Here is a 21,483-nt window from a genome sequence, read left to right on the forward strand (position 1 = left end):
TGCAAGCATGAACTGGCCTGTGATCAAAGCGGTGGGACTCCTGGTGGGGTCGAATATTTTCATGACGTTTGCGTGGTATGCGCACCTCAAGGACTTGAAGAGCAAGCCGTGGTTCATCGCCGCCCTGATCAGCTGGGGCATCGCTTTCTTTGAATACATGCTGCAGGTGCCGGCCAATCGCATCGGCAGCACGGCGCTGAGCCTGCCGCAGCTCAAAATCATCCAGGAGGTGATCACGCTGACGGTCTTCATTCCCTTCGTGGTTTTTTACATGAAGGAGTCCTTCAAGTGGGACTACGTGTGGGCGGCGCTCTGCATGTGCGGGGCAGTGTACTTCATTTTCCGCAAGTGAACCGTTTCACTGAAAGCTTTCTGGGGGAGCGCCTGGGCGACCTCGGTGCGTGGTCGGCCCGGCTATTGACTCTCGGGTGGTGCAGGCCGGAACGAGAGTCCTGGGTGGCAGTGACTATTGGCTTTGTGGTGCTGACCGTTTTGTTAATTACCTGTGAGAAGTTGTGAGAATTACACACATTATTATTCACATATTCACATTTAAATTGTGAAGATGTTTAAGAAAGGTTAAACAACTCATCATTCCCATGTCCACCGCGAACGTTCGCAGACATCTTCATGAGACCCGCAACCGCCCTGCTGGCATCAAGAACCGACACGATGCGCATCGTGATCGCTGGCTGCTGATGACCAAGCGCTGGATTGGTGGTGCGGTGCTGGCCCCGGCATGTCTGGTGACGGCCATCACGCTGATCATGATGCTGTGGCGTGCGGTGGCGCGCATGGACTTCCTGAAGTCAGAGGAATTCATCTTTTTCACCTTTGGCGGCGTGGTCTGGGCCGTGGCCTACCTGGCCGGGGTGCGGCCGGTGACGGCGTATGTGTTTGGCCATGAGTTCAGCCACCTCCTGACGGCGCGGCTTTTTGGGGGGCGCATCTTTGACTGGAAGGTCAGCGCCGAGGGCGGCTATGTGGAGACGGACAAGTCGAACACCTGGATCACCCTGGCTCCGTATCTGATCCCGTTTTACACCCTGGTGATCATGCTGGTGTTTGGCATCGTGGGGCTGGCGCTGGACATGCAGCAGTCGCATGCCGTGCACGTGTGGAAGTGGACGGTGCACCTGAAGCCGCTGCGCTTTCTATACGCGCTGGTGGGGCTGACCTGGTGCTTTCATGCCACCTACACGGTGAAGACGGTGATCGCGGAGCAGGGGGACCTGAAGCGCAACGGGGAGTTTTTCTCGATGATGCTGATCTTTCTGATCAATGCCTTTCTGCTGATCGCGCTCTTTCTTGCCTCGTCGCCTGCGCCGGGGCTGGGCTTCATGGAGGTGGCGCGCTGCTGGTGGTCGGTGGCGTCGGGGATGGTCGGCTGGCTGTGGCACCTGGTTTTCTAAGACAGAGGGCAGGGGGTGTCAGGGCTGGATGGGAAGAGTCGTGCAATGCCGAATGAGTAAATCCGAATGACGAAACAAGGCCGAATGCCGAAGCTCGAAAGTTAAGGCAAAGGCGCTGGCCGCCTGTTTCAGCCTTTGGCTCTCTTCATGGCTGGATTCGTGATTCGGGCTTTGTCATTCTTTAGTCATTCGGATTTACTCATTCGTCATTTCCACCCGCATGGCTGGACTTTCCTTTCATCCCAGCCGATGACATCGCAACCATGCCCGAAGACCCTGATGTCCTTTCTGTGACCCAGCTCACGCGCGAAATCCGCGACGTGCTGCAAAGCCGCATCGGCACCGTGTGGGTGGAGGGGGAGATCAGCAATCACCGCCTGCAGTCCTCCGGGCACCAGTACTTCACGCTGAAGGACGCGGGTGCGCAGCTGAGCTGCGTGATGTTTCGCGGAGCAGCGGCGCGCAGCAGCGTGCGCATCCAGGACGGGGCGCTGATGCAGGTGCATGGCGAGATCAGCGTGTATGAGCCGCGCGGTCAGTACCAGATGGTGGTGAAGCAGGTGCAGGCGAAGGGCAAAGGCTCGCTGCAGGAGCGCTTTGAGGCGCTGAAGCGCAGGCTGCATGCGGAGGGGCTGTTTGATGGGGACAGGAAGCGCGCCATCCCGCGCTTTCCACGCGTGGTGGCGCTGGTGACCTCGCCCACAGGTGCGGCCATTCAAGACATGCTCAACATCCTGACGCGGCGTGCGCCGTGGGTGCGGGTGCTCGTCTTTCCCGTGCGTGTGCAGGGGCAGGGGGCGGAGCTGGAGATCGTGCGTGCGCTGCGGGTGCTGGGAGATGCGGAGGACTTCGGCCTGCCGGTGCCGGACACCCTTGTGGTGGGGCGCGGCGGTGGCAGCCTGGAGGACCTGTGGTGCTTCAATGAGGAGGTGCTGGCGCGGGCCATCGCCGCCTGTCCCATCCCGGTCATCTCCGCCGTGGGGCATGAGATTGATTTCACCATCGCGGATTTTGTGGCCGACCTGCGCGCGCCCACGCCCAGCGCGGCGGCGGAGCTGCTGGCACCGGACAGCGCGGAGCTGCAGCGGCATTTTGACAGCATCGCCCGCACGCTGAAGGCGCGGGTGGGCACGCTGCTGGAGCACCACCAGCACGTGATCGAGCTGACGGCCAAAGGCCCGCTGCTGCATGCACCGGACCGTTTGCTGCAGCAGGCGGAGCAGGGCGTGGACGAGCAAGAGCAGCGCCTGCGTGAAAGTCTGCGCGAAAGGCTGCAGGCGTGGGCGGATGACCTCACGCAGAAGCAGCATGTCCTGGCCGCGCATCACCCCCGCGTACAACTCACCGAAGCCGTGCACCGTGCGGAAACGAGTGGGCGCCGCTTGCAGCAGGGCTTGCAGCATCGGCTGGACCGCCTGGCGGACAGGCTGCAGTCGCGCGCGGAATTGCTCAAACACATCGGCCCGCAGGCTGTGCTGGCGCGGGGCTTTTCTTTCGCCACGAATGCGGAGGGGAAGGTGCTCAAGGACGCTGCTGAGGTGAAGCCGGGGGAGGAAATCGTGACGCGGCTGGCGCAGGGAGAGATCCGGAGCGTGGTGAAGGGATAGCAGGAAGAATCGCCCCACTCGCTGCGTAGGTAGGTCATGCTCTCACGCCGCTCCATGTTGAACCGCTCCGCCTACGGGATTGGCGGCATCGCCCTGGCCACGCTGCTGAAGGAGCAGAACCTCCTCGCCAGCCCGGAGCAGATCGGGCCCAAGCATTTCGATCTCAAGCCTAAGATGCCGCACGGCTTTGGGCAGGCGAAGGCGATGATCTCCATGTTCATGCAGGGCGGGCCGAGCCACATGGACCTGTTTGATCCCAAGCCCGAACTCACCAAGTACGACGGCAAGGATTTCCCCGGTGAGGTGAAATACGACGATGCTGCCGGCGCCAGCCGCGAGTGCCTGGGCAGCCCGTGGAAATTCAAGAAATATGGCCAGTCCGGCATGGATGTCAGCGAGCTGCTGCCACACTTTTCCAACATCGTCGATGATGTGACGCTCATCCGCTCCATGCACACCGGGGTGAACAACCACGGGCAGTCCATCTATGCGCTGCTCAACGGCCAGGTGACCGGCGGCCGCCCCACGCTGGGGAGCTGGCTCACCTATGGGCTGGGCACGGAAAATCAGGACCTGCCCGCGTATGTGGCGCTCACCGACCCGCGCGGCCTGCCCGTGCTCGGTGTGGACAACTGGAGCAACGGCTGGCTGCCCTCGCTGTATCAGGGCACCGTCATCCGGCCCAAGGAGCCGCGCATTCCCAATCTCGACGCGCCGCTCAGCCTCAAGGGCGATGCGCAGTCGCGGTACCTCAATTTTGTGCAGCGGCTGAACCGGGAGCACCTTGAATCGCGCCCTGGTGAGGCGGATCTTGAGGCGCGCATTCAGAGCTTTGAACTCGCCGCGCGCATGCAGACGGCGGCCAAGGAGGCGCTCGACATCGATCAGGAAAGCGCCGCCACCAAGAAGCTCTACGGCCTGGACAATCCCGCCGCTGCGGAGTTCGGCACCCGCTGCCTCATCGCCCGCCGTCTGGTGGAGCGCGGTGTGCGCTGCGTCTCCCTCTTCACCGGAAACCAGACCTGGGACAATCATCAAAACATCCGCACCGCGCTGCCTGCCGCCTGCCAGTATGTGGACCAAGGGGCTGCCGCCCTCGTCATCGATTTGAAACAACGTGGACTGCTGGACACCACCATCGTGCACTGGGGCGGCGAGATGGGCCGACTGCCCGTCATTCAGAATCGCTCCGGCTCCAAGGACCGCAGCACCGTGGGCCGCGACCACAACACCTACGGTTTCAGCATGTGGGTGGCCGGTGGCGGCTTCAAGGCCGGCCACATCCACGGCGCCACCGACGACTTCGGCCACCACGCCGTGAAGGACGTCGTCAATCACTACGACTACCACGCCACCCTGCTGCACCTCTTCGGCCTCGACGCCAAGCACCTCAGCTACCGCCGCAACGGGACTGAACAGGTGCTGGTGGAGAATCCGCAGGCGCGGGTGGTGAGTGAGATTCTGGCGTGAGCCAGTACGATGGACACTTTTGTCCGTCGATCAGCGGCACCGCAGACACTCCACGCTCACGCTGCTCCTTTACGGCAGGACAGCCCGTCCGCAGACACCCACACCTGCCACAGCGGTGCATCCTGCCTGCTCCCCCTGTGTTTCGGCGAAGCAGTGGGACTGGTGGATAGGACTTTGCGCCAGTTCGATGACAAGGCGGCCTGAGTGAGCGCTGATCGACGGACAGGAGAGCCGAGGCTTGGCGAGACTGGCGAAGCCGATCCATCGTACCACTGAGCAAACCTTACACGCTTGTAATGCTCCGGTAACGCAAAGGCCACGGGGCGGGTGTTTTTGTTGGGCGGAAATCAATCCACCCCAATCCATAACCCAACAACATCCATGAAAACCTCATCCTCCAATCAGACACTCTGGAAGCGCACGGTCGTGCTCGGCTCTGTGTGCGTCCTGAGCGCTTCGCTGATGGCCTTTACGTCTGCGAAAGACGGGGCTGCCGGCAAATCAGACCCTCTCAGCATCCAGGTCAGCGATGCCCCTCTGTCCGCCGCAGGGCGGGCTTACCCGAGCTTTGCACCCATCGTCAAAGCTGTGGCTCCCAGCGTGGTGAAGATCGCGGTCTCCAGCGAGGCCAAGGTCAGCCGCATGGAGCTGCCCGGCGGCATGGACCTGCGCCGCTTCTTTGGCCCGGGATTCCAGTTCCCGGATGAAATGCAGCAGCCGCAGCAGCGCCGCCACATGCCCAAGGAGCAGGGCGTTGGCTCCGGCATCATCGTGAGCAAGGACGGCTACATCCTCACCAACAACCACGTGGTGGAAAACGCCAGCACGATCAAGGTCTCCATGACCGATGGGCGCGAGTTCAGCGGCAAGGTGGTCGGGCGTGACCCGAAGACGGACGTGGCCGTGGTCAAGATCGAGGCCAAGGACCTGCCTGCCATCACCTTTGCGGACAGCGACAAGATCGAGGTGGGAGAGACGGTGCTGGCCGTGGGGCATCCCTTTGGCATCGGGCAGACGGTGACGACCGGCATCATCAGTGCCAAAGGCCGCGCCACTCTGGGGCTGGACTATGAGGACTTCATCCAGACGGACGCTGCCATCAATCCGGGCAACTCCGGCGGTGCGCTGGTGGATGTGGACGGACGCCTGATCGGAATGAACACTGCCATCCTGAGCCGCAGCGGAGGCAATCAGGGCATCGGTTTTGCCGTGCCCACCAACCTGGCCCGCTGGGTGATGGAGAGCCTGGTGAACACGGGCCGTGTGGACCGCGGATTCCTGGGGGTGAACATCCAGGACCTGACCCCGCAGCTGGCGCAGCAGTTCAAGATGGACGGAGCCAAGGGCGCCCTCGTCTCGGCCGTCAATCCTGGCAGCCCTGCTGACAAGGCGGGTGTGAAGAGCGGTGATGTGATCACTGAATTCAATGGCAAGACGGTGAAGGACAGCCGGCACCTGAAGCTGCAGGTGGGCTCCACCACGCCAGGCGCGGCCGTGCCGATGAATGTGCTGCGCGATGGCAAGACGGTGAACCTGACCGTGACCGTCAAGGAGCTGCCCGGAGACAAGGTGGCGGACGCCACCCCTGCCGCTGGCAACAAAGATGACGCCCTGCACGGCGTGGGTGTGGCAGACCTGGACCAGGCGACGCGTGAGCAGCTCAAGGTGCCCTCCCATATCAAGGGGGCCGTGGTCGCCTCTGTGGACGAGGACTCCGTGGCCTATGAGGCGGGACTGCGTGAGGGTGATGTGATCCTGGAGATCAACCGCCATCCCGTCAAAGACGCCGAGCAGGCCACCGCCCTGTGTGCCAAGCCGGAGAACATGGTCACGCTGGTGAAGGTGTGGAGCCAGGGCGGCACCCGCTTCATCGTCGTGGATGAAAGCAAGGCGGGCTAATGTGTGAGCGAGCGATCGTGTGTGAACGCGGCCCGCCCTGGTGCGAAAGTGCCGGGGCGGGTTTTTTTCCAGAAGGTAGCGCGGGCAATCCTGCCCGCAGCGAGGGCGCTCTTCTTCGGGCAGGATTGCCCGAACTACTTCCGCCTCCATTGGACAATCCTTCTCATCACCGCTAATCAGTCATGAGAACTTCCCAGCCATCCATGCGCATTTTAGTGATCGAAGATGACAGCAAGATCGCCTCGTTCATCGTCAACGGGCTGAAGCAAAATGGCTTCGGTGTGGATGCCGCCACCGATGGCGAGCGCGGGCTGGACCTGGCCTGCACGGTGACGTACGACTGCATCGTGCTGGACCTGATGCTGCCGAAGCTGGACGGCCTTTCGCTGCTGCGGCAGCTGCGCCGGGAGAAGGTGAACACGCCCGTGCTGATCCTCAGCGCCAAGGCCAGCGTGGATGACCGCGTGAAGGGGCTGCAGGCTGGCGGGGATGACTACCTGACGAAGCCCTTCGCGTTTTCAGAACTGCTCGCGCGGGTGCAGGCGCTCATCCGCCGCGCCACGCATACGGTGGAGCCCACCACGCTCACCGCTGCGGGGGTCACCCTTGATTTGCTGTCGCGTGAGGTGAGGCGGGAGGGGCGGAGCATCGAGCTGCAAAGCCGTGAGTTTGCCCTGCTGGAGCTGCTGATGCGCACGCCGGGCCGCGTCGTCACCAAGACGATGATCCTGGAGCATGTGTGGGACTACAGCTTTGATCCGCAGACGAATGTGGTGGACGTGCTGGTGCACCGCCTGCGCGCCAAGCTGGACAAGGACTTCGAGGTGAAGCTCATTCAAACCATCCGCGGAGTCGGCTATGTCTTCAAACCTGCCTAAGTCCTGGGGCCGCAGCTTTGCCGTGCGGCTGACGCTCGGCTATGCGCTGATCTTCACGCTCAGCGCGGTCGTGCTGTTTGGGCTGCTGTACGTGCTGCTGGCCTCCGCGCTGGAGAGGAAGGACCGCGAAGTCATCGAGGCACGGCTGAAGGAATGCGCCGCCGTGTATGCGAGCGGGGGGCTGCCGGCGCTGCGGAATCTGGTGCAGCTCAACGGCAGAGACGAAGGCAAGTCGAAGTCCTTCTTTGTGCGCGTCACCGGCAGTCTCGGCAGTGTGGTCTTTGTCAACGTGCCCAATGACTGGCTGCCGGCGGACGCCAGCGCGTTTCAGTCTCAGGCAGACGCCTCCAACCTCGACTGGCTGCGCATCCCGAAAGACGAGGAGCGGGACCTCACGGTGGCGACTGCGCGTCTGTATGACGGCTCCGTCCTGCAGGTGGGGCGCAGCACGAACAGCCGTGAGACCGTGCTGCAGCCTTTCCGGCGGAATTTCCTGCTGGTGATGACGCCCACGCTGCTGCTGGCCGTGCTGGGCGGTGCGTTCTTTGCGCACCGTGCCACCAAGCCCGTGCGTGATGTGGTGGACACCGCGCGTACGATTTCAGACACCGGGGACTTTTCCGCCCGCGTCACCGCCCATGTGAGCCAAGCAGAGCTGGAGGAGCTGGCCACCGAGTTCAACCGCCTGCTGGACAAGAACCAGTCGCTCATCCAGGGCATGCGCCATGCGCTGGACAATGTGGCGCACGACTTGCGCACGCCGCTGACCCGCCTGCGCGCCACCGCCGAGGCGGCCGTGCAGACCACGCCCGATCCCGTCGCGCGCGAGGCGCTGGCGGACTGCGTGGAGGAATCCGATCGCGTGCTCACCATGCTCAAGGCGCTGATGGACATCAGCGAAGCCGAGGCGGGCATGATGAAGCTGCACCGCGAGCTGACGTCCATCCCAGCGCTGCTTCAGCAGGTGATCGAGCTGTACGATCTCATCAGCGAGGAGAAGCACATCACCATCACCACCGACTTCGCGCCCGACTGCCAGGCCTCCGTGGACCCCACGCGCCTGAGCCAGGCCTTTGCCAATCTGCTCGACAATGCGCTCAAGTACACGCCCGAGGGCGGCACGGTGCATCTGGCCTGCGCCTGCGCTGACAACGCCGTGACTGTGCGGATACGTGACAGCGGCATGGGCATTCCCACGAGCGACCAGCCGCACATCTGGGACCGGCTTTACCGTGGCGACAAAAGCCGCACGCAGCGCGGTCTTGGCCTGGGGCTGAGTTTGGTAAAGGCCATCGTTGAAGCTCATCAAGGGACCGTGGCGGTGGCGAGTGAGGCGGGGAAGGGGACGGAGTTCACCATCACCGTGCCGCAGATTCCGCTGGTGGGGTAGGGAGTGGATTTGGAGTGCGGCTGCGCAACGAGGCACGAGTGTAGCTGCCGCTTTCGAGCGTCTCGTGGCGCACGTGTGGTGACTGGTCTGCGCGAATTGATCAACGTCTGCTTTGGAATGCTTTCTGGCATTCGTATGTCAGCAGGCCTGCGGAAAGCGGTAGCTGCGCTCGTTCCTCGCTCCGCGACCGCACTCCAAATTTGCTGGTTCATGGGAGGTGGACTGAAATCTTCAATCGAAGATGGTGCGCGATACAGGGTTCGAACCTGTGACCCCTACCATGTCAAGGTAATGCTCTACCACTGAGCTAATCGCGCGAGTCCGGGGGCGAAGTCTATAAACGGCCTCGGAGGTTTGAGCAAACGTTTTTTAAGAAGGAAATCAGCCGTTGTTCACCTGCTTGCGCACGGTGGTGCCCTGATTCAGCAGATCGTCGCGCTCCAGACCGGTGAGGGCGGTGATGGAGCGCAGCAGCCAGAGCAGCAGGGCCAGCGTGACGCCCATGAGCGGGATGCCGATGACGAGGAAGCCGCTCCAGTTCAGGCGGCCGATGGCCTGGGTGTATTCCTCGCTGCCGGGGGCCTTGTCTCCCAGCAGGTAGAGGGCGAGGGCGAAGTTCATGGCCGAGGACAGCAGCATGGTACCCGCCATGCCCCAGGAGGCTTTTTTGAGAAGCTGCGCGAACTGGTGGTGCTTCTCCGGGGTGTTCAGCGCCTGATGCAGGGCAGGCTGGTTGATGACCTGCGGGTTGAGCAGCATCTCGTTGATGAGCGGCTTGCCCCAGCGGTGGCTCAGCGGGAAGGCGATGCCGAGGAAGATGGGGAACATGGCCTCCTTGGCGGCAAACCAGGTGGCGTTCAGATTCCACAGGCCGAGCACGCCGGTGATGATGACGGCGACGAGGCCGAGCACGGAGAAGAAGTTCAGCCCGCGCTTCTGCATGAAGCACCAGATGCCAAAGCCCAGCGGCAGGAGCAGCGCCACGATCAGCGCCCACAGCGGCCCGAGCCGCTCCGGGGCGCTGAGTTTTTCCAGCGCGATGGAGGGTAGGATGACGGTGAGCGCGAGGTCGAGGAGCGGGTGGGGCTGTTTTTGGGTCACGCGGGAACTTTGGAATGATGAAGGGGGAATGTCGAATGCGGAATGACAAATGGGCACGCTCACCTGGCCATTTTCGGCTTCTCGATCCCGCAGCACTCAGCGGGCGTATCATGATCGAGGACGAGTAGGAGCACGAGAACGAGGACGAACTCCCATTGACCACCCCGACTCCCCTCTTGCTTACTTTCCGCTCCGTTTTACGCTCTTCTTCATCTCATTTCCATGGTCGCCACCACCGCCCCCAGCCTTACCGAAGAAATTCTCCGCCTCAAAAAAGAACGCAATGCCGTGATCCTGGCGCACAACTACCAGGACAAGGCCATCCAGGAGATCGCCGACTTTGTGGGGGACTCTCTCGGCCTGGCCTACAAGGCCAAGGAGACGGAGGCGGACGTCATCGTCTTCTGCGGCGTGCACTTCATGGCGGAGACGGCCAAGATCGTGAACCCGGGCAAGATCGTGGTGCTGCCGGATGCGAATGCGGGCTGCTCGCTGGAGCAGAGCTGCCCCGGCCCGCAGCTGGAGGCTTTCCTCAAGGCGAACGCGGCCAAGAACTACTACGTGATCGCCTACATCAACTGCAGCGGCCACGTGAAGGCGCTGAGCGACTGCATCTGCACCAGCGGCAACGCGGACAAGATCGTGGAGGCTGCGCCGAAGGATCGCCCGATCCTCTTTGTGCCTGACCAGAACCTGGGCTCATGGGTCATGGAGCGCACGGGCCGCAAGATGGACCTGTGGAAGGGCGCCTGCTACGTGCATGTGGAGTTCACGCGGGACAGCATCCAGCAGATCAAGGACGAATACCCGGACGCCAAAGTGGTGGCGCACCCTGAGTGCACCTACGCCGTGCGCATTCTGGCGGATGAGGTGTGCAGCACGGAGAAGATGGTCGGCTATTGCCGCAATAGTCCCGCGAGCACGTTCATCATCGTCACGGAAAGCGGCATGCTGCACCGCCTGGAGCGCGAGGTGCCGGGCAAGAAATTCATCCCCGGCCCCACGGGCCACTGCGCCTGCGCCGACTGCCGCTACATGAAGCTGAACACGCTGCAAAAGCTGCACGACTGCCTGCGCGACCTGACGCCGCGTGTGGAGATGGATGAAGAGCTGCGCAAGCGTGCGGAGAAGCCCATCCTGCGCATGCTGGAGCTGAGCCGGTAGGCCACAAATCACAACCTCCTCTTCTGCTATGATCGGGATCGACCTTGGCACCACCAACAGCTTGGTGGCCATCCTCCGTGACGGACAGCCGGTGACATTGAAAAATGAACTGGGGGAGGATTTGATCCCTTCTGTCGTGGCCGCAGCGGAGGACGGCACGCTGCTGGTGGGCCGTGCCGCAAAGGACCGGCTGGTGACTGCGCCGGACTCCGGGCAGGCATGCTTCAAGCGGGACATGGGCACCGACACGACGTATGAGTTTGGCGGGCGGAAGTGGTCGCCTGTGGAGTGCTCCGCGCTGGTGCTGCGGGAGCTGAAGCGCATCGCGGAGGCGCAGCTGCAGGCCCCGGTGGACGCGGCAGTGATCACCGTGCCCGCCTATTTCCATGATCTGCAGAGGCAGGCCACGGTGGATGCGGCGGCGATCGCCGGGCTGAAAGTGCTGCGCCTGCTCAATGAGCCCACCGCTGCTGCGCTGGCCTACGGCTACCGTGCCAATGACGAGCTGAACACGCTGCTGGTCTTTGACCTGGGCGGCGGTACGTTTGATGTGACGCTGCTGGAGTCGTTTGAAGGGGTGGTGGAGGTGAAGGCCTCCTCTGGTGAGAGCCGGCTGGGCGGGGAGGATTACACGGATGCCCTGGCGCGGTGGATCGAGCGTGAGTTCAAGTGGAGCCCTCCCGCCGGAGATGCGCGGCGCTGGCGCGAGCGGGTGGAGCTGCTGAAGCGCGAGCTGACCCGGCAGGCCAGCACCACGATCACCCTGCATGGCAAGGAGGCGCCGATCACGCGGGATGACCTGCTCACTGCGACGGCAGACATCACGGCGCGGCTGCGGCCCGTGGTGCGCCGGGCCATGCGCGATGCGGGGCTCACTCCCAAACAGATCGATGCCGTGCTGCTGGTCGGCGGGGCCAGCCGCATGCCGGTGGTGTATGAAGATCTCAAGGACCTGCTGGGCATGGAGCCCTCCCGCACGCTGGACCCGGACCGCGTCGTGGCGCTCGGGGCTGCGGTGCAGCAGGCGCTGGTGGCGGGGGATTCCGCCGTCAAAGACCTGGTGCTCACGGACGTGTGCCCTCACACGCTGGGGATTGAAACGACCAAGGAGCTGGTGCGCGGGCACCGGGAGAATGGCTTCTTTGCCCCGATCATCGAGCGCAACACCATGGTGCCCTGCAGCCGCAGCGAGTGCTTTAGCACGCTCACTCCAGAGCAGGATGAGCTGGCCGTGCAGGTGTACCAGGGGGAAAGCCGCTTGGTGAAGGACAACCGCAACATCGGCAAGCTGCTCATCCAGGGGCTGCGCGCACGCCCGGGCCAGAAGCATCCAGGCCAGGTGGATGTGCGCTTCAGCTATGACATGAACGGCATCCTCGAGGTGGAGGTGACCATCAAGGAAACCGGGAAAAAGGTGACGAAAGTCTTTGAGCAGCGCCCGGGCATCCTGAGCGCGGAGCAGATCGCCGCAGCGCTGCGCAAGCTGCAGCCGCTGAAGACAAACCCTGCGGATCTGCCGGAAAACCGTGCGCGCATCGAGCGTGCGAACCGCCTGTATGCCGATCTCTCCGGGGAGATGCGGCGCTCGCTGGAGGGCTTTCTCGAAGCCTTTGAGGCGGCCCTCATCACCCAGGAGCGTGAGCAAATCGCCGCTGCGGCGCAGGATCTTGACACTTTCATGGCCCCTTTCTTCCGCGACAATGATGGCTGATCCTTGGAGCATCCTTGGCCTGAGTGCTGACACTGCGGATGAAAAGCAGGTGCGCAGCGCGTATGCCAGACTGCTCAAGGTTCACCGCCCGGATGCGGACCCGGAGGGCTTTCAGCGGCTCCGCACGGCCTATGAGCAGGCCCTGCAGTGGCTGCAAAGGCGTGCTGCCTCAGCAGATGAAGACGAGGACTGGGGGGCGGATGATTTGGAAGCGCTGCCGGAAGAGGAGGAGGCTGCGCCTGCGGCGGCGGAGGCACCCGGCGTGCCGCCCCCGCTTTCTCCCTCCTGGGGAGAGGGCAGGGCCCCGGAGCTGCCGTACCACCTGCAGCCGCCTGCGCCCAAGCCCCCGGTGCAGAGGCGGCCTGAGCGTGACTGGCCGCGGGAGTGGTCCTACTCCATCGAGTCGCTGGACCGGGCTCTGCTGGACGGGCAGCGCACGTCCGATGACGTGGCCATGGCGCTGAAGGCGCTCGCCGCAGATGTGGTGGAGTGCGGCATCCCGCCGCAGGCCCTGGACTGCATTCTCAAGGATGCCTTTCAGGGAGAGGCCGGGCTGTTTGGCTCACACACGCCCGCCTGCCTGCTGCAGTGGCTGCTGCTGGCCGGGTGCACCGATCTGCCGCTGGAGGCGCTTGCAGAGCTGGAGCGCGCCGGCCATCCCACCCGCATCGTGCTCCTGGTGCAAAAGCTGGATGAATGCCTGGCGGAGGTGCTCTCTCCACACACGGCGGATGTATTCTTCCAGGCGGCGGGGCTGGTGGCCCTGCACCAGCCTTTTGTGGCCCAGTCCATGCTGCGCAAGCTGGAGGGCGCGCTGGCCACCCCGGGGTATGCGGCCAAGTGCGAAAGGCTGCAGGCGGGCATCGCCCGCGGCCTGGCGCTTCGCGAACTGGCGCCGGAGTGCCGCACGTTTTGGCTGCGGCGGCTGGAGCATCCGGAAGAGGCCTGCGACTGGAAGGCCGAGGCTGCGGTGCAGGCGCTCATGAATGTGGTCGTGCTCGGCCCCGGGTGGGTGGGCCGCCCGCTGGTGCAGGGCGTGGTGCCTGCGGATGTCTGGCAGAAGGCCTGGCAGTACCGCTGGGTGCAGACGACAGTGTTTCAGCTGGTGAGGCTGTGCAGTCCGCACAATCTGAGGGTCGCGGGGTTTGCCGTGCTGGGCGGAGGGTTCCTGATCTTCGGCGCGCACCTCGCCACCAAAGTCACCCCCGATGGAAAGCGCCATGTGCCCTCCGGGCGCAGCAAGGTGCCGACTGAGCTGCAGAGCAGGGATGAGAAGAAGCCGGAGCCGCCTCAGCCGGGCGGCCGCTGAGTGCTGGCGGCGGGCACGCCGCTAGCGCCACCACACGGGGAGGTCTGTCAGGGTGTCCTTGAGAATGCTGCGGATGGCGGCGCGCTCTGCGGGCGGGATGTGGGCGTGCTGGGCGTCGGGCTGCTCGCGCAGATAGAGGGCCATGTGGTAATAGACGCGCTCCTTGAGCTCCTTGGGGGCGTGCTTCCAGGTGTCCGTGTAGAGCATGTAGCTGCAGCGGTGCTTGAACATGCGGGTCTTGAGGTCGAGATCCTTGAGGGACAGGCCTGCCTTTGAGACTTTGCGGTCGCGCAGGAAATCCTGCACATAGGCGGGGTCTCCCACCATGCCTTTGGCGGGGAATTTGGCCTCGTCTGCAAAGGTGATGTAGCGTGCGAGCTCCTGTGCACGCTCCTCGATCTCCTCCTTGGCTGCTGCGCCCAGCATGCCTTTGCCCTCGCTCTTGAGCTGGCGCACGGTGTAGATGGCATAGACGAGGCGGTTTTCGAAGCCCATCTGGTGCTCGTTCGTCAGGTTGGGCAGGATGTCGCTGGTGGGCAGCAGGTGCAGGCTGAGGTCGGAGAACTGCCCGGGATTCACGGGGGTGATCTCGTTTTTGCCGGCATTGGGGATGCCCATGACGTTCGCCTTGTGGTTGGCGATGTTGTGCTGGCCGGTGAGGTGCCAGCCGCCAAAGCGGTCCTCCAGCGGGATCTGGTGCCCCTGCACATCCCGGCGGTAGGTCTCCAGGCTGGAGCCTGCGCGGGAGACCAGCAGGGACTCGGCGATGAGGCCGGGCAGCCGCCGCGTGGCATTGCCGGCGTGGCAGTTCATGCACTTGGTGGAGCGCGTCACCCTGGGCACCGGCCCGCCGGGGCGCAGGCGGTCAAAGACGTAGAACATGGGGCCCATTTCCGGGTCTGCGGCGATGATCTCCACCAGTCCGCCGGGCACCCAGCCGAGGTAGGTGTCTTCGTTGAAGTAGAGCGCGCGCGGATTGCGCGGATTGATGATCTCGCTTTGCAGGGAGCTGGCGGAAAACACCATGATCTGCGAGCTGACGGGGATGTCGAGCGCCTGCAGCAGGCTGGTGAGGAAGGCCTTGTCATTTGAGGTGTCCAGCTTCACCTCGCCCTTCTGCGCCTTTTCCTGCAGCTCGGCAAAGCGGTCCTTGGGCTTCCATTCCAGGTAGTTGTGCGGCGGCCCTCGGAAATCGATGACCCGTGGCTCTTTCGTCTCCGCGGCCGAAAGGGCGGAGATGGAGAAAAACAGCAGCAACGTGAGGGATTGGGAACGCATCGTGCTCTTATACGCTTGCGAAGTTACCCAAATCGCAGCAGACAGCCACCAAACATTGTCATTCTGGTCATCCTCAGCCGCCCATGCCATCCATTCAGCCACGCCGCGCCGGTATTCTGATCCCCGTTTTTGCCCTGCGTACCCTTGAGGATCTCGGCATCGGCGACGTCGGCGGCGTGCGGCAGCTCATTGACTGGGCGGCAGAGACGGGCCTCGGCTTTGTGCAGTTTCTGCCCATCAACGCCACTGGCAGCGACAGCAGCCCCTACAATGCCATAAGCTCCGTGGCGCTGGACTACCTGACGCTGGATCTCTCCCCGGCAGCGGTGCCGGAGCTGGATGAGAAATATTACAGCACCGTCACCGGCATCCTGCGCGTGGACCTGCTGCGCCAGGGCTCGGTGAACTACCCCAAGGTGCGGCGGCTGAAAAACAACCTGCTGCGCCGCGGCTTCAGCCAGATCGAAAGCCAGGCGGAGCGCATGGCGGAGTTTGAAGCCTTCTGCGCGCGGGAGGCGGCCTGGCTGGATGACTTCTGCCTTTTCAAGGTGCTGATGGAGGAGCACGGGCACGAGGACTGGACGAACTGGCGCGATGAGCTGAACACCGCCGCCAAGGCCCGCGCCTGGCGCGAGGCGCAGGGGGATGCGATCGACGACCGCATCCTCTTCCACGCCTACGTGCAGTGGCTGTGCTTCAGCCAGTGGGGGGAGCTGCGCGCCTACGCCAATGGCAGGGGCGTCAAGCTCATGGGAGACATCCCCTTTGGCATCTCCTGGTGCAGCGCGGATGTGTTTTTCAAGACCGACCAGTTTGACCTGGAATGGTGCGGCGGAGCCCCGCCGGAGACCTATTTCAAGGACGACTACTTTGTGCAGCACTGGGGGCAGAACTGGGGCATCCCGCATTACCGCTGGGACGTCATGGGGCAGGGCGGCTTCCAGTGGTGGCGGCAGCGCACCCAGAAGCTGACGGAGATCTTCGACATCTTCCGCATCGACCACGTGCTGGGCTTTTACCGCATCTACAGCTTTCCGTGGCGGCCCACGCGAAATGCGGAGTTCTGCTATCTCACCGATGACGAGGCCATGGCCCTCACCGGCGGCCGCCTGCCGCACTACATCGAAAACGCCGACGACACCCCCGAGCACAAGGCCGCGAATCTGGCCAACGGGGACAAGTACCTGCGCATGATCCTGGACGCCGCAGCCGGCAAGGCCGAGGTGGTGGCCGAAGACCTGGGCACCGTGCCCGACTATGTGCGCCCGCACCTGCTCAGCCTGGACATCCCCGGCTTCAAGGTCAGCCAGTGGGAGCACAACGACCAGGGCCGCGTCGTCATGGGCAGCACGTATGACAACTGCGCCTTTGCCACCTACGCCACGCACGATCATGAACCGATGAAAACGCTCTGGGAGCACCGCCGCCGCGATGCCATGAGCGGCGATGAAGCCGAGCAGGCCGTGGGCAACAAGGAGCTGGGAGATCTCGCCGAATTCGCCGGACTGCGCTTTTCCTCCGAAGGCTGGCCGGAATACGACGCCCACATCCGCCACGCGCTGCTGGAGGCGCTGCTGACGAGCAACGCCCGCTTTGCCGCCTTCATGCTCACGGACCTCTACGGCCTGGAAGACCGCTTCAACGTCCCCGGCATCGCCGCCGACAGCAACTGGAGCGCCCGTCTGCCCATGACCGTGGCGGAACTGCGGAATGCCTCGCCATGGAAAGAAGAAGGCGAGTGGCTCAAGAAGGCGATCAAGAGCACGGGGCGGTAAAGTAGACCAGTTGCGCCGCAACTGGTCTAATTTGCTTTGCGAACAACCTACGGCAGTCCCCAAGCCCCACGCAGGGCGGCGTAGTCGGCCTTGGGCAGCAGGACATAATGCGGAGAGGCGGAGGGATCGAGCCAGCGGAGGAGGCGGGTAAGGTCTCCTTCCGCCATGGTGGTGCAGCCGGCGCTGGGCTTGTCCGGGCCGCGTCGCACATGGAAAAAGATGGCGCTGCCGTAGCCGGGGGCGGAGGGATTTTGATTGTGGCGGATCTCCAGCATCCACTTGTAGGCGGCGTCTCCCAGGCGCATTTTCTGCTTCTCAAACCACGGCGGAATGCCCTGGCGGGGATCGATACGGATGTGGCGGTTGTAATACTGGGGCAGGGTTGAGTCGTCCACGTAGGCGTCCCAGGGGCCGACCTGGATGTAGGGCCAGCGGGCGCCGCCGGGCGGGGTGGGGGCGTAGCCAAAGAGGGAGCCGAGCTGGAAGACGCCGGCGGGGGCGCGCCAGTCTTTTTCCACCTTGGGGGGGATGCCGTTCTGGGGGGGATTGAAGACGCCACGCCCCCAGGCGAGGCCCTTTCTGCCCAGCAAAACCGGCACCGGTTTCTCAAACACGGCCTGCCATGGAGCCCCGGCGGAGGCGCGCTGGTAGCACTGCATGCTGGCAGTGTTGGAGGTCCAGGTGGCGGCCTGGGAGACGATGACCTGGCGCACGGCGCGGCCCAGTTGTGCGTGAGTCACCGAAGGCAGCAGGGCTAAAATGCCGATACCCAGCAGGGGGATAAGGCACGTCTTTTTTCGATGGAAAACTTTTTGGTATTGCATGGCGAAGCTGTTTCCGAATATATTCAATAAATCAACCCTGCCGGGTTAATTGGATTCAGGTTTTGGGGGTTTTTTTCCTGAGCTCCGAGTTCCGGCAGGGTTGTTTTTTTCCCCTCGCTGAGATTCCAGGTGAATCTACCACATTGATTCGCGTCCAAGGGCGTTCTAATGATAACCATGATGAACTTCCGGTGCTTTTCAGCCATTCTCCTCGGAGCCGCAGCCAGCCTCAGCTTCTCTTCCTGTTCCAATTCATCGGTCGTCAGCCTCGACTATGTGCCGCAGCCGGGCCTGATGGTGCGGGGAAACCCCGACTTCGCCGTGGGGGAGTTCAAGGACAAGCGCGGTGAGAAGGCCCAGGTGCTGGGCCATGTGCGGCTGCCCATCGGCCCTTCGGTGGACACCATCCAGACACGCCTGCCTGTGAGGGATGTGGTGCGCAACGCCTTTGCCTACGCCTTGGAGGAGCGCGGCATGCTGGCCACTGAGGTGAAGGGCCGCTTTATCCTCACCGGGGAGATTCAGGATCTGCGCTCGCAGCTTCTGGTGCATCCCTATGGCTATGCGCGCATCCGTGTGAATGTGGTGGATGCCGCCTCCGGGCGGGTCGTTTTCACCAAGGTCTATGAAGGCGAGCGCCAGAGCAATGCCTACCGCCCTGGCAGTGGCTCGCCCGTGCCCCTGCTGCGGGACCTGACCTCCCGCGCGCTGCAGGATTGCGTGGACCGCGCCCTGGATGACACCCGCATGCGCCAGCAGATCGGCACCAGCGTGGACAGCCGCCCGCGCTACACGCCGGGAATGTTGTAGGAAACGGAGGGGGATCATCTTGATCCCCTGGTGCAGCGCCGATGGATGTGGCCTCACCGAAGAAGAAAGCCGCGTCTTTCCGGCGCGGAACTGAGTGCGAGCACGGAGTGTGTTGGGATCAGGATGATCCCACTCCTGCCGGAGGCTCTGGGTGGATTGGAGGAGAGGGACCATCTTGGTCCCTCATCACTCCGCCCTGCGCATCAACCTTAACCACAAAGTGTCTGATCAAGAGGGCGTGTACCCGGAGTCGGCTCTTGCCTGAAGCCTTTTTGCCAGCTTCTTCTGCCGGCAATCGTAGCAGCGCTTGGGTTGCTGGTAGGGGGAGGCTTTGGAAATCTCGAAATAATGCTGCTGTGAACCGGCAGACCAAAAGTCAGGCCTGCCGCAGTCGCTGCAGACAAACTCGATGTCCTGATAGCAAACAGCCGGGATGCAAAGGGTGGCCTTCGTCGAAAGCTCAGGATCGATCGGAATGGCATCGGCAGGAATCTCCGACGCATTTTTGATCAATCCCCGTTCCAGCAGCATTTGAATCCGTCGTGGCCGGTCATCCAACACCTTGCGCAGGCGTTGTTTTGACTGAGCCCGGCGGTCCTTGTCCATGAGCCAAGGCGCTTACTTCACCAGTGCCTCGTCCAGCACGCGGCCATCCGCGCCGGGGAAGGGGATGCCGAGGAGTTTGGCCATGGTGGGGGTGACGTCGATGTTCTTGATCTCATCGACCACCGCGCCCTGCTTCACACCGGCGCCGGAGATGACAAAGCCGCCGTAGAGATTGGGGTCGAGCTGGAAGTGGCCGTGCGCGCCTTTGGGCGGATCATTGGGGATGATGACGTCGTTGTCAGCCAGGGAGTCGGTGAAGGTGTAGCCGTCACCTGCCAGCAGCACGAGGTCGGGTTCGCGGCCATCTTTGGCGGCGGTGATGTGGTGCAGCTTGGCATCGAAATCCTTCGCCTCGACGACGCCTTCCACACCTTCCAGTTTGCCGAGCGTTGGGGTGATCTGTTTCAGGATGCTGTCACGATTGGCAGCATCCAGCACATAGACGAAGCAGGCGCCGCCTTCGGCCATGGCAAAGACCTGGGAGTCGGGCGCGAGGCTCTTGCCCAGCACGCTTTTGACAAAGCCGTCCTTTTTCAGCGCGGCGTTGGCGTTGATGGATTTGGTGAAGGTGACGAAGCCGTGGTCAGTGGTGATGACGAAGACCGTCTTGTCACGTATGCCGGCCTCTTCCGTGGCGCGCACGATGTCGGCCACGCGGTTGTCGGAATCATTGGCGGCCCAGTAGGCCTCCGAGACCTGACGGCCATGCGCATGCTCAAAGGAGTCGAGGCTGACGAGATGCAGCGCGAGGAAGTTCGGCTTGTGCTTTTTGATGATGTGCTGCGCGAGCTGCGAGTACATGTAGTCGCGGTGCGCCTTGCCCGGATTTCCCAGCTTGCACCACTCGTTCTGCTTTTCGATGGGGATGCCAGCGGCGCGTGCTTCCTCCAGCAGGGAAGGGGTGCCGTATTTCTCGAAGAGCTCCTGCTCAAACACATCCGGCACCGTCCAGTCCAGAGTCTTCGCTCCGCGTGAGGCGGGCCAGATCACTCCGGCGGTGGTCAGGCCGGCGGCCTTGGCCGCGTCGTAGATGGTGGGGGTTTTGACGATCTCGTCCTTGTTGAAGATCGGGTCGGGAATGAGGGGCACCTTCTTGCGGGTGGTGCGGTCGAAGTACTCGTTGGCCAGCACTCCATGCTTCCCCGGATGCACACCGGTGACGAGCGTGGTGTGGTTCGTCCAGGTCACGGTGGGGAAGGAGCACTCCATACGCTTCGCCCGCACGCCCTTGGCCGCCAGTGCCTTCACCGTGGGCATGTGGCACTTGGGATCATCAAAGTACTGATGCGCCCAGCCATCGATGCTGATGAGGATGACGTGTTCAGCAGGGGCTGCGTGGGCCAAGGAGGCGGCGGTGACGAGAAGGGCGAGGGCGCGGTAAAGCATAAAAGGGAGTATGATCTACGGGGTGTTGGCGTCAATCCTGTCTGCCAAGAGGAAGTATGAAGCTCATGAGCCTCATTTGAGCCTGGAGCGTCGCTTACGGTGAAGGAGGAGGCGCAATCTGGGCAACCAAGCTCACCTGCGAACTCCTGCGCGCATCCATGGCAGACAGTGGAAATGCTTTTCCCCCCCCTGGGGGACTTGTTTCCTTCCTAGGCTCAGGATCATGATCCTGATTTGATTCCAGTTTGATCCTGATCCTGGAGCGATGCCACTCTTGTCAGGATGCAGGAGGTGACTGAGCTAGCCCCATGAGACATAAACAACCGTGCAGTTGTCTTCAAGTCCGACACTGCATTCGACATAGGTGCCGCTAGGCAGATACTGCACACGATCAATGCGGGACTCCAGACGGCCACGCCGCCACCACGTCGTGGCCGAGCCAAGCTCATAATGTGGACTGCGTTCAAGCCCCGCCGAAAAAATGGAGTTCTGCATGAATGCGTCACGGCAGGAATCCGGCAGCTCGAACTTGGAGGCCACGTTTGCCGACAAAGAAGAGGCGTCTTGCAGGCACAGGCCCACCAGTTTTGCGGCAGGTGGAAAAACCACGCCGGTGTGCTGAGTAACAAGCAGGATATGATCTGACGTCAGCTGATCTCCCAGCAACTCGTTGGCTGGAGGGCGCATGCGAAACAACAAGAGCAGACCACCGATGAGCAGCAGTCCGAGTCCTGAGAGCAGTAGTATTCCCTCTGCCACGCCTTCAAGCGGGGCTCCAGGCCCGGAGCCGCGAGTTGGGAGCGTAAGAGATATGAGACAAAGAACGCAGCCAGCCAAAAAAATAATAACGTTCAATAACAGCC

The 21,483-nt window shown here is 62.9% G+C and carries 18 protein-coding genes and 1 tRNA gene; 12 read left to right on the plus strand and 7 right to left on the minus strand.

The window, feature by feature from the left end:
- Positions 1-7: 7 nt before the first annotated feature.
- From ACFQDI_RS21395 to ACFQDI_RS21425, 7 genes are all read left to right on the plus strand, one after another.
- Entirely contained in the window at positions 8-352 is a 345-nt protein-coding gene (locus ACFQDI_RS21395; protein WP_377170745.1) for a DMT family protein, read from the plus strand.
- Positions 353-599: 247 nt separating this feature from the next.
- Positions 600-1,412 carry a hypothetical protein gene (locus ACFQDI_RS21400; protein WP_377170747.1) on the plus strand — a complete coding sequence of 271 codons (813 nt, stop codon included), beginning with the start codon at positions 600-602 and terminating at the stop codon, positions 1,410-1,412.
- Positions 1,413-1,675: 263 nt separating this feature from the next.
- Positions 1,676-3,019: an exodeoxyribonuclease VII large subunit gene (gene xseA, locus ACFQDI_RS21405; protein WP_377170750.1), complete on the plus strand. Its 1,344-nt coding sequence runs from the start codon at positions 1,676-1,678 to the stop codon at positions 3,017-3,019.
- A gap of 36 nt (positions 3,020-3,055) precedes the next feature.
- Positions 3,056-4,489 carry a DUF1501 domain-containing protein gene (locus ACFQDI_RS21410; protein WP_377170752.1) on the plus strand — a complete coding sequence of 478 codons (1,434 nt, stop codon included), beginning with the start codon at positions 3,056-3,058 and terminating at the stop codon, positions 4,487-4,489.
- Positions 4,490-4,870: 381 nt separating this feature from the next.
- On the plus strand, positions 4,871-6,388 hold the full coding sequence (locus ACFQDI_RS21415; RefSeq protein WP_377170754.1) for a DegQ family serine endoprotease: 1,518 nt from the start codon (positions 4,871-4,873) through the stop codon (positions 6,386-6,388).
- 203 nt (positions 6,389-6,591) lie between these two features.
- The gene (locus ACFQDI_RS21420; RefSeq protein ID WP_377170756.1) at positions 6,592-7,266 is read left to right on the plus strand and encodes a response regulator; all 675 of its coding nucleotides are present in this window, start codon (positions 6,592-6,594) and stop codon (positions 7,264-7,266) included.
- Positions 7,247-8,656 carry a sensor histidine kinase gene (locus ACFQDI_RS21425; RefSeq protein ID WP_377170757.1) on the plus strand — a complete coding sequence of 470 codons (1,410 nt, stop codon included), beginning with the start codon at positions 7,247-7,249 and terminating at the stop codon, positions 8,654-8,656. Before ACFQDI_RS21420 ends, ACFQDI_RS21425 begins: the two co-directional genes overlap by 20 nt.
- A 242-nt stretch (positions 8,657-8,898) precedes the next feature.
- On the opposite strand, the gene ACFQDI_RS21430 is transcribed toward ACFQDI_RS21425, so the two are convergent.
- Positions 8,899-8,973 (minus strand) — tRNA-Val (locus tag ACFQDI_RS21430).
- Positions 8,974-9,037: 64 nt separating this feature from the next.
- Entirely contained in the window at positions 9,038-9,757 is a 720-nt protein-coding gene (locus ACFQDI_RS21435; protein WP_377170759.1) for a VC0807 family protein, read from the minus strand.
- A 222-nt stretch (positions 9,758-9,979) separates the two neighbouring features.
- Between ACFQDI_RS21435 and nadA the strand changes: the two genes are divergently transcribed.
- From nadA to ACFQDI_RS21450, 3 genes are read left to right on the plus strand one after another with little or no spacing between them, the layout of a single operon-like run.
- A complete protein-coding gene (nadA, locus tag ACFQDI_RS21440; protein ID WP_377170761.1) occupies positions 9,980-10,921 on the plus strand; it encodes a quinolinate synthase NadA in 942 nt (313 codons plus the stop codon).
- A gap of 28 nt (positions 10,922-10,949) precedes the next feature.
- Complete coding sequence (locus tag ACFQDI_RS21445) at positions 10,950-12,632, plus strand: Hsp70 family protein (protein WP_377170763.1); 1,683 nt, start codon at positions 10,950-10,952, stop codon at positions 12,630-12,632.
- Positions 12,622-13,941 carry a J domain-containing protein gene (locus ACFQDI_RS21450; RefSeq protein ID WP_377170765.1) on the plus strand — a complete coding sequence of 440 codons (1,320 nt, stop codon included), beginning with the start codon at positions 12,622-12,624 and terminating at the stop codon, positions 13,939-13,941. Before ACFQDI_RS21445 ends, ACFQDI_RS21450 begins: the two co-directional genes overlap by 11 nt.
- A 21-nt stretch (positions 13,942-13,962) precedes the next feature.
- Here ACFQDI_RS21450 and ACFQDI_RS21455 read toward each other — a convergent pair whose 3' ends face one another.
- Positions 13,963-15,219, minus strand: coding sequence for a hypothetical protein (locus tag ACFQDI_RS21455; protein WP_377170767.1), 1,257 nt, complete (start codon positions 15,217-15,219; stop codon positions 13,963-13,965).
- 83 nt (positions 15,220-15,302) lie between these two features.
- Here ACFQDI_RS21455 and ACFQDI_RS21460 point away from each other — a divergent pair, with 83 nt between their 5' ends.
- On the plus strand, positions 15,303-16,994 hold the full coding sequence (locus ACFQDI_RS21460; RefSeq protein ID WP_377170769.1) for a 4-alpha-glucanotransferase: 1,692 nt from the start codon (positions 15,303-15,305) through the stop codon (positions 16,992-16,994).
- 47 nt (positions 16,995-17,041) lie between these two features.
- Here ACFQDI_RS21460 and ACFQDI_RS21465 read toward each other — a convergent pair whose 3' ends face one another.
- Positions 17,042-17,734, minus strand: coding sequence for a L,D-transpeptidase family protein (locus ACFQDI_RS21465; protein WP_377170771.1), 693 nt, complete (start codon positions 17,732-17,734; stop codon positions 17,042-17,044).
- A 261-nt stretch (positions 17,735-17,995) separates the two neighbouring features.
- Between ACFQDI_RS21465 and ACFQDI_RS21470 the strand changes: the two genes are divergently transcribed.
- Positions 17,996-18,628 carry a hypothetical protein gene (locus ACFQDI_RS21470; protein ID WP_377170773.1) on the plus strand — a complete coding sequence of 211 codons (633 nt, stop codon included), beginning with the start codon at positions 17,996-17,998 and terminating at the stop codon, positions 18,626-18,628.
- A 228-nt stretch (positions 18,629-18,856) separates the two neighbouring features.
- Here the strand turns inward: ACFQDI_RS21470 and ACFQDI_RS21475 are convergent, their stop codons facing one another.
- The 3 genes from ACFQDI_RS21475 to ACFQDI_RS21485 all read right to left on the minus strand — a co-directional run bounded on the left by ACFQDI_RS21475 (position 18,857) and on the right by ACFQDI_RS21485 (position 21,307).
- Positions 18,857-19,234 (minus strand): zinc-ribbon domain containing protein, encoded by a 378-nt coding sequence (locus ACFQDI_RS21475; protein ID WP_377170775.1) that lies wholly within the window; start codon positions 19,232-19,234, stop codon positions 18,857-18,859.
- A gap of 12 nt (positions 19,235-19,246) precedes the next feature.
- Entirely contained in the window at positions 19,247-20,620 is a 1,374-nt protein-coding gene (locus tag ACFQDI_RS21480) for an alkaline phosphatase family protein (RefSeq protein ID WP_377170777.1), read from the minus strand.
- Positions 20,621-20,920: 300 nt separating this feature from the next.
- The gene (locus ACFQDI_RS21485) at positions 20,921-21,307 is read right to left on the minus strand and encodes a hypothetical protein (protein ID WP_377170779.1); all 387 of its coding nucleotides are present in this window, start codon (positions 21,305-21,307) and stop codon (positions 20,921-20,923) included.
- Between the last annotated feature and the right edge of the window lie 176 nt (positions 21,308-21,483).

This window comes from Prosthecobacter fluviatilis (genome assembly GCF_042655725.1).
GTDB lineage: Bacteria > Verrucomicrobiota > Verrucomicrobiia > Verrucomicrobiales > Verrucomicrobiaceae > Prosthecobacter > Prosthecobacter fluviatilis.